Origin of the sequence: Aliivibrio sp. A6 (assembly GCF_028765505.1) — a bacterium.
In the GTDB taxonomy this organism is placed as follows: Bacteria; Pseudomonadota; Gammaproteobacteria; order Enterobacterales; family Vibrionaceae; genus Aliivibrio; species Aliivibrio finisterrensis_A.
Genome location: NZ_JARACR010000037.1, coordinates 22,383 through 29,491, shown reverse-complemented (window position 1 = coordinate 29,491; position 7,109 = coordinate 22,383). Strand labels below are relative to the sequence as shown.

General features: G+C 39.7%; 5 protein-coding genes. 2 read left to right on the top strand and 3 right to left on the bottom strand.

The genetic code is table 11. From position 1 onward, the window contains the following. Nucleotides 1-67 precede the first annotated feature (67 nt). Together speG and PVK70_RS16625 are read right to left on the bottom strand one after the other, a co-directional pair. Complete coding sequence (gene speG / locus PVK70_RS16630) at nt 68-589, bottom strand: spermidine N1-acetyltransferase (RefSeq protein WP_165367238.1); 522 nt, start codon at nt 587-589, stop codon at nt 68-70. 250 nt (nt 590-839) lie between these two features. Continuing rightward, nucleotides 840-2,771 carry a DEAD/DEAH box helicase gene (locus tag PVK70_RS16625; protein WP_130049160.1) on the bottom strand — a complete coding sequence of 644 codons (1,932 nt, stop codon included), beginning with the start codon at nt 2,769-2,771 and terminating at the stop codon, nt 840-842. Nucleotides 2,772-3,105: 334 nt separating this feature from the next. On the opposite strand from PVK70_RS16625, the gene PVK70_RS16620 reads away from it, so the two are divergent. Continuing rightward, nucleotides 3,106-5,112 carry an exoribonuclease II gene (locus PVK70_RS16620; RefSeq protein ID WP_130066670.1) on the top strand — a complete coding sequence of 669 codons (2,007 nt, stop codon included), beginning with the start codon at nt 3,106-3,108 and terminating at the stop codon, nt 5,110-5,112. 208 nt (nt 5,113-5,320) lie between these two features. Here PVK70_RS16620 and PVK70_RS16615 read toward each other — a convergent pair whose 3' ends face one another. Further along, complete coding sequence (locus PVK70_RS16615) at nt 5,321-5,689, bottom strand: late competence development ComFB family protein (protein WP_130049162.1); 369 nt, start codon at nt 5,687-5,689, stop codon at nt 5,321-5,323. A 145-nt stretch (nt 5,690-5,834) separates the two neighbouring features. Here PVK70_RS16615 and PVK70_RS16610 point away from each other — a divergent pair, with 145 nt between their 5' ends. Beyond that, nucleotides 5,835-7,067, top strand: coding sequence for a GGDEF domain-containing protein (locus PVK70_RS16610; protein WP_165366891.1), 1,233 nt, complete (start codon nt 5,835-5,837; stop codon nt 7,065-7,067). Nucleotides 7,068-7,109 lie beyond the last annotated feature (42 nt).

Below are 7,109 nucleotides of genomic sequence, written 5' to 3'. Positions count from 1 at the left end.
TGATTACCAGCTCCCTTTTGTATAAGAATAAGAAAAAGCAGCAATGCGCATTCTCATAAATTTAGCGTTATTTTTTTTGGCTTAGATAATCATCTTGCAAAAGGTACATTCGTTTAACATCGCAGTATTGACCATTTACAAAAATTTCTTTGATTAAGTGTCCTTCCTCTACAAAGCCGCACGCCTCATACAAGTAAATTGCTTTATCATTATTAACCGCAACATGAAGATAAACTTTATGAAGGTTTAAAATGGTAAATGCATAGTTTAATGCTTTATTAATTAAACTTCTTGCATAACCACAACCTTGAAAGTCTGGTGCAATAATGATTTGAAATTCAGCATTACGGTGAATAGAGTTTATTTCAACTAGTTCAACTAACCCTATAGATTGCTGCTCTTCGTTTTCAGCAATGAAGCGGCGTTCATTACTGTCATGAATATGCTTTCGAAACAAATCTTCTAGTTCATAGTACGACTCGTACGGTTCTTCAAACCAGTAAGACATAATAGAACGGTTATTATTTAATTGATGAATGAAGCGAAGATCCGTTTGCTCTAAAGCGCGTAATCGAATTTGATTATCCATTTTGTTTTCCATTAACAAAAATTAGTCACGTCCAGTAACCTTATTAAGCGTTACTAATTTCGAAAAATACCACTCTTTTATAAAAACGAGAACAACTATTTTAAATCGCTGTTATTTATATTTAGGTTAATGATTTTAACAAGCAAGAATGCTCAAATACTTATGTAGATTGGTATTATACCCACTAAAATAATAGGCATAAAAAAACCGAGCTACTTGAGCTCGGTTTTTATTATCAATAAATTATTGATTAATCTTCGTTGCGAGGTTTACGTGGAGCACGGCTTGCACCTGGAGCTCTTTCGCCACGGTGACTGCCACGGTGATCGCCACCTTTGTTGCGGTCAAAACGACGTTCGCCACCACGGCCACCTTCACGGTTACCACCTTCACGATTACCACGGTAACCACCACGGCTGTTGCTGTTGCTGTTGCCACCACGGTTCTCATCACGGCCACCGCCAGTACGAGGACGACGATCAATTGTTAGGTCTACACCTTCAACAACAACCGCTTTCACTTCATTTTGACGAATACGTAGTTGCTTAAGTTTGCTTGCAACATCTGCAGACATTTTCTTAGGTAACTGTACGTAAGTGTGACCCGGAGCAAGTTTAATTGCACCGATAGCGCCTTTAGTAAAGCCTAATTCGTTAGCTAGAGCACCAACGATGTCTTTAACTTGAACGCCTTGCTCACGACCTACTTCTAGTTGGTACGTATCGAAGTCATCGTTATTGTATTGACGACGCTCACCGCGCTCAGGACGATCACCACGGCCACCACGCTCAGGACGGTCACCGCGATCACCACGCTCAGGACGACGATTTTTCGCGCGCTCCATTGCAGCGATCATTGGATCCGGACCTTTGTAGAATAAAGGACGCTTACCTTGCTGACGCTTAAGAAGCATTGCTGCGATTGTCGCTGCGTCAACTTCTAATGTTTCTTGTAATTTAGTGATTAAGTCAGAGAACGCTTCTAGTGCAACGAATTCTTTTTCTGCTGCTAATTCAGCACCAAGAACCGCTAGACGAGCTTCTGCAACTTGATCACGATGTGGAAGTTCAATCTCTACCATTGTAGATTTAGTTACACGCTCAATCGTACGTAGCATACGAATTTGGTTTGTGCGAACTAAAAGAATCGCTTTACCTTTACGTCCAGCACGACCAGTACGACCGATACGGTGGATGTAAGATTCAACATCAAATGGGATATCGTAGTTAAATACGTGTGTAATACGTGGAACATCAAGACCACGTGCAACAACGTCAGTTGCAACTAGAATATCGATAACACCGTTTTTGATGTGGTCAACAGTACGCTCACGTAGAGACTGAGGAATATCACCGTGAAGAGCAGCAGCTTTAAAGCCACGAGCACTTAACCAATCAGCTAGACGCTCTGTATCTTGACGAGTACGAACGAATACGATTGACGCATCAGTTTCTTCCGTTTCAAGAAGACGAGACATTGCTTCGTCTTTTTCAACACCTTTAACGATCCAGAAGTTTTGCGTTACTTTATCAACAGTGTGGTTAGTACCAGCAACATCAACACGCGCAGGATCACGTAGGTAACGGTCAACAATTGTTTTAACCATTGGAGGCATAGTTGCAGAGAACAGGATACGTTGAGCTGTATCTGGTGCTTTTTCAAGAATCCAAGTTACATCATCAACAAAACCCATTTTAAGCATTTCATCCGCTTCATCTAGGATGAACGTATGAACTTCGCCTAGGTTTAGACGGTCACGGTTTAGTAAATCTTTAACACGGCCCGGAGTACCAACGATGATATGAGCACCGCGGCTTAGAGCACGCATTTGATCAACGATAGAAGCACCACCGTAGATCTCTAATACTTTAAGACCCTTGATGTTACGACCAAGGTTTTTAACTTCAGCAGCAACCTGAATAGCAAGCTCACGCGTTGGTGCCATGATGATTGCTTGTGGGTTATGTTGCTTAAGGTTGATTTTGTTTAGTAGTGGCAAAGAGAAAGCAGCTGTTTTACCAGTACCTGTTTGTGCTTTACCAAGTGCGTCACGACCAGCTAACAAAAGAGGAATTGATTCTGCTTGGATTGGCGTTGGAGCAACAAAGCCCATTTCGTCAAGTGCAGATAAGATAGTTTCGTCTAAAGCCAGTTGGCGGAATTCAGTAATAGTTTCTGACATTGGGATCCCAATAATTAAACATATAAAAACGGTCCCATTTGCTCAGCAAGTTCCATACACACACACAAGCACTCGGGACAGGACAGTTAATCACCTAATACAACAAAAGAATAGATAAGTGATTAACTCAGGGCGCGGATGATGCCCTAATACGGCAAGAATTACCAGAAAAAATTGAGCAAGTTCACAAATTTAGCTCTATTTTCTTAGTTTTGATAGTTTTTTGTACGCTAAATACCCTTTTTTACATATTTAAGCGGACTTTTGTAGTAATCAATACAGGGCAATAGTAAAGTTAGGTCGTTATTTCTCTTAATTATACGTATGAAGGCTTATGTTTCAAGATAACCCACTACTTGCTCAATTAAAGCAGCAGATACAAGAAAACATCCCTAAAAAAGAAGGGACAGTAAAAGCAACCGACCGTGGTTTTGGTTTCTTAGAATCCGACGATAAGAAAAAAAGTATCTTTATTCCGCCAGCACAAATGAAAAAAGTAATGCATGGCGACAAAGTAGTGGCTTTGATCCGTACTGAAAACGATAAAGAACAAGCAGAGCCAGATCAACTTATTGAGCAATCAATCACTCGATTTATCGGCCGAATCCAGATGTTTAAAAAACGTCTACAGGTAATGCCTGATCATCCTAGCCTAAAAAATGCAATAAAAGCTAAAGCGCGTAAAGGCGTAAATCCAGAAACCTTAAAAGAAGGTGATTGGGTTGTTGCAGAACTAACACAGCACCCGTTAAAAGGTGATCAAAGCTTCTTATGTGAAGTTACGCATAAAATCACTGATAGCGATGACAAGATTGCACCATGGTGGGTAACACTTGCTCAAAATGACTTACCAAATTCAGAGCCTGAAGGCATTGAAAATTGGGAAATCAAAGATGATGCCGATTTAGTACGTGTAGATATGACAGAAACACCATTCGTCACTATCGATGGTGAATCAACCAAAGACATGGACGATGCGCTATACATTAAAAAGCAAGCTGACGGTTCTTTTGAACTAACCATTGCTATCGCCGATCCAACCGCTTACATCACACCAGATGACAGCATGGATAAAGTGGCGCGTAAACGTGGTTATACTATCTACTTGCCTGGTCGCAACATTCCGATGCTACCTCGTGATTTAAGCGATCAATTATGTTCACTTATCGAAAACGAAGAGCGCCCAGCCCTTTGTTGCACAGTACACGTAGACGCAGATGGCACAATTAATGAAGAGTCAATTAACTTCTTTGCTGCAACGATTAAATCTCACGCACGCTTAGCTTATGACAATGTATCTGATTTCTTAGAAACGGGATCATGTGATAAATGGCAACCAACTGAAGTGATCTCGCAAGTAGTTACTGAACTTCACGAATTTGCGCAAGCGCGTACAACGTGGCGTCAAACTCATGCCGTGATCTTCCCAGATCGCCCTGATTACCGTTTCGAATTAGACGAAGAAAATGACGTCGTTGCTATTCATGCAGATATGCGCCGTACAGCAAATAAGCTTGTTGAAGAGGCGATGGTAACAGCAAATATCTGCGCAGGTAAGACATTACGTAATACGTTTAACATGGGGGTATTTAACTCTCACGCTGGTATTAAATCAGATAAATTGAAAGACGTGATCGAAATTGTAAATCAATTAGATGATGTAGCATTCACAGAAGAGCACATTGCAACACTTGAAGGCTTCAGTGAACTACGTCGCTTATTAGGCAATCAACCAACCTCATACCTTGATGCTCGCATTCGCAAATATCAAACGTACAGTGAAACCGGTAACGAGCCGCTGCCACATTACGCAATGGGTTTAGACATTTACGCGACATGGACTTCTCCTATCCGTAAATACAGCGACATGATCAACCATCGTATGTTAAAAGCGCATATCTTAGGCAAAGAACCAGTACAACGCCCTGATGATATTGTCGGTGAAGAGCTGGCATTAAGCCGTCGTTATCACCGTATGGCAGAAAGAAACGTAAGTGATTGGCTATACTGTAGAACGTTAGCTTCAGAAGTCGAAAAAGGCACGGAATTTACTGCTGAGATCTTTGATATTAATCGTGCAGGTATGCGTGTACGCTTAATTGAAAATGGCGCTGCTGCTTTCATCCCTGGTTCATTGATTGTCGATAACAAAGAGCGTATCGAATGTAATGCCGACCAAGGCACTATTTCAATAGATAAACATGAAACCTTCAAACTAGGTGATCAACTTCAGGTAACTTTAGCGGAAGTAAAAGAAGATACTCGTAATATGGTAGCAAAACCATTACAGGCCTTCCCTGCTTTAGAAATGGAAGACACTGTCGAGTCAACTGACGCTTAATTTCAGTTCAAAGATAACTAAATCCCATATCAGTTCTACTATATGGGATTTTTTTTAATCTAATACCATTCTGGATAAGTAGTTGTTCAGATAATTGCTTAGGAAAAATCGATTAGAGCAAGGCATAAATTACAGTAACTAGTGGATCTAATTACAAAATTTATAACGCTGATATAATCGATTTTAACAAGCAAGAATGATCAAATACTTATGTAGATTGGTATAATTTAAGCTCACCAGAAAACGGTTCTTCTTCATCTTCTAATTCAAATCGATCTTTATGGACATAAAGCACAATATTTTCAAAGTCTGTATTACGCTCTCTACGATCATTTACCACCATCTTTTCTGCATTTTCAACAGCAGCAGCAACCATTTCATTATATCGTACTAATTTTTTTTGAGGTGTTGCCGCTAACATATCTAAGCTATAACGAATATAGAGTGTTGGAAGCTGATTCAAAGCAATACATTTCATGTCTGTTATTTGGTCAAGGGTATATAACTGATGGAAATCTAGCTCGATAAAGCGTTTTCCAACAAGAATTTCCATATAGTTATGAATATTTGATTCCATATAGATGCCTTATTGTTATTAAATGCACTAAGTCGCGATGTAAGTATATGAATAGAGTTATCTTATTGGTAGAATCATACCTGTCCTATCAATTTAGTGACATCTCTCTCTTTTTTTAGAATTAGTTAGGATTAGTTAAAAAACAATGTCTTTTAGCCTTCTGAGTCATCCGCTATTTAAATTACTATTACCTATAATCATCGTTGTATCAGTGATTACCGGTATGGATGGTATTATTCAGCTATCCTCTGAAAACAAAGGTTTTTCATACATACTGCCATATATTGTGTTGTTTATTGTGCTACTTTTAAGCCAGCCTTTCAACCAAGGTCGAGTCGGTATGATCGCCATCAGCATGGCTATTGCCTACTGGGTAATTCAAGAGCGCCTTCAAGTTCCTTTATCGCAAGGAACCACTCGTATTGAATTTACTCTAACCGCATTTTTACTTCCTATATGCATGATGGCGACGTTTATTTTTCCTGAACGCCGGATTTTCTCAAAATATGGCGCTGGTTATTTAGGCATTTTGCTATTTATGTTCTTTTGGTGTTGGATCATTGTGGCGCACTTTGCCGACAATGACATGAGTGAAATGTGGGAGACCTATTTACTTAACATCCCTGAAGTTTCTCCTCTTCCAATTATTGTTGTTCTTTACAGTTTAGTCATGTGTGGGCTTTCTGCTATCTTCGTTCTTACACGCAATAATAGTACAGATTTAGCCTCTTATACTTGTTTACTCTACTCTTCGCTGACTTTTGCTCTATTCAGTGTCGAGTTTATTTCAAGCACCATGTTTTCTATTGCTGGTTTACTTCTGCTCTTATATATCATCTCTGCAAGCCATGAACTGGCCTTTATTGACCAATTAACCGGCATTCCTGGTCGTCGTGCATTAGAGTCAGAAATGAAGCATTTAGGACGTCGCTATACAATAGCAATGCTTGATGTTGACCACTTCAAAAAATTTAATGATACCTATGGACATGACACAGGCGATGACGTTCTAAAATTAGTTGCCAGTATCATGGCTCAAACAGGTGGTAACGCAAAAGTATATCGTTATGGCGGGGAAGAATTTACCGTATTATTTAAAGGTAAAACCGCAGAGCAGAGCTTAGAATACCTTGAAGAATTACGTGAGGACATTGCTGATTATGACCTTATCATTCGCGATACTTCAACTCGCCCTAAAGATAAAAAAGAAGGGCAAGCAAAACGTGGCAAAGCAAACAAAACGAAAGTGGTGAATGTTACGATTAGTATTGGTGTTGCTGATAATACAGAATATCGTAAGCCTCAAGAAGTAATAAAAGCATCGGATAATGCGCTATATCGCGCAAAAGATGGCGGCCGTAACTGCGTTAGCTTGTAACAAATCATAAGCCTTTATTAAATAGCCGACATAGATATATGT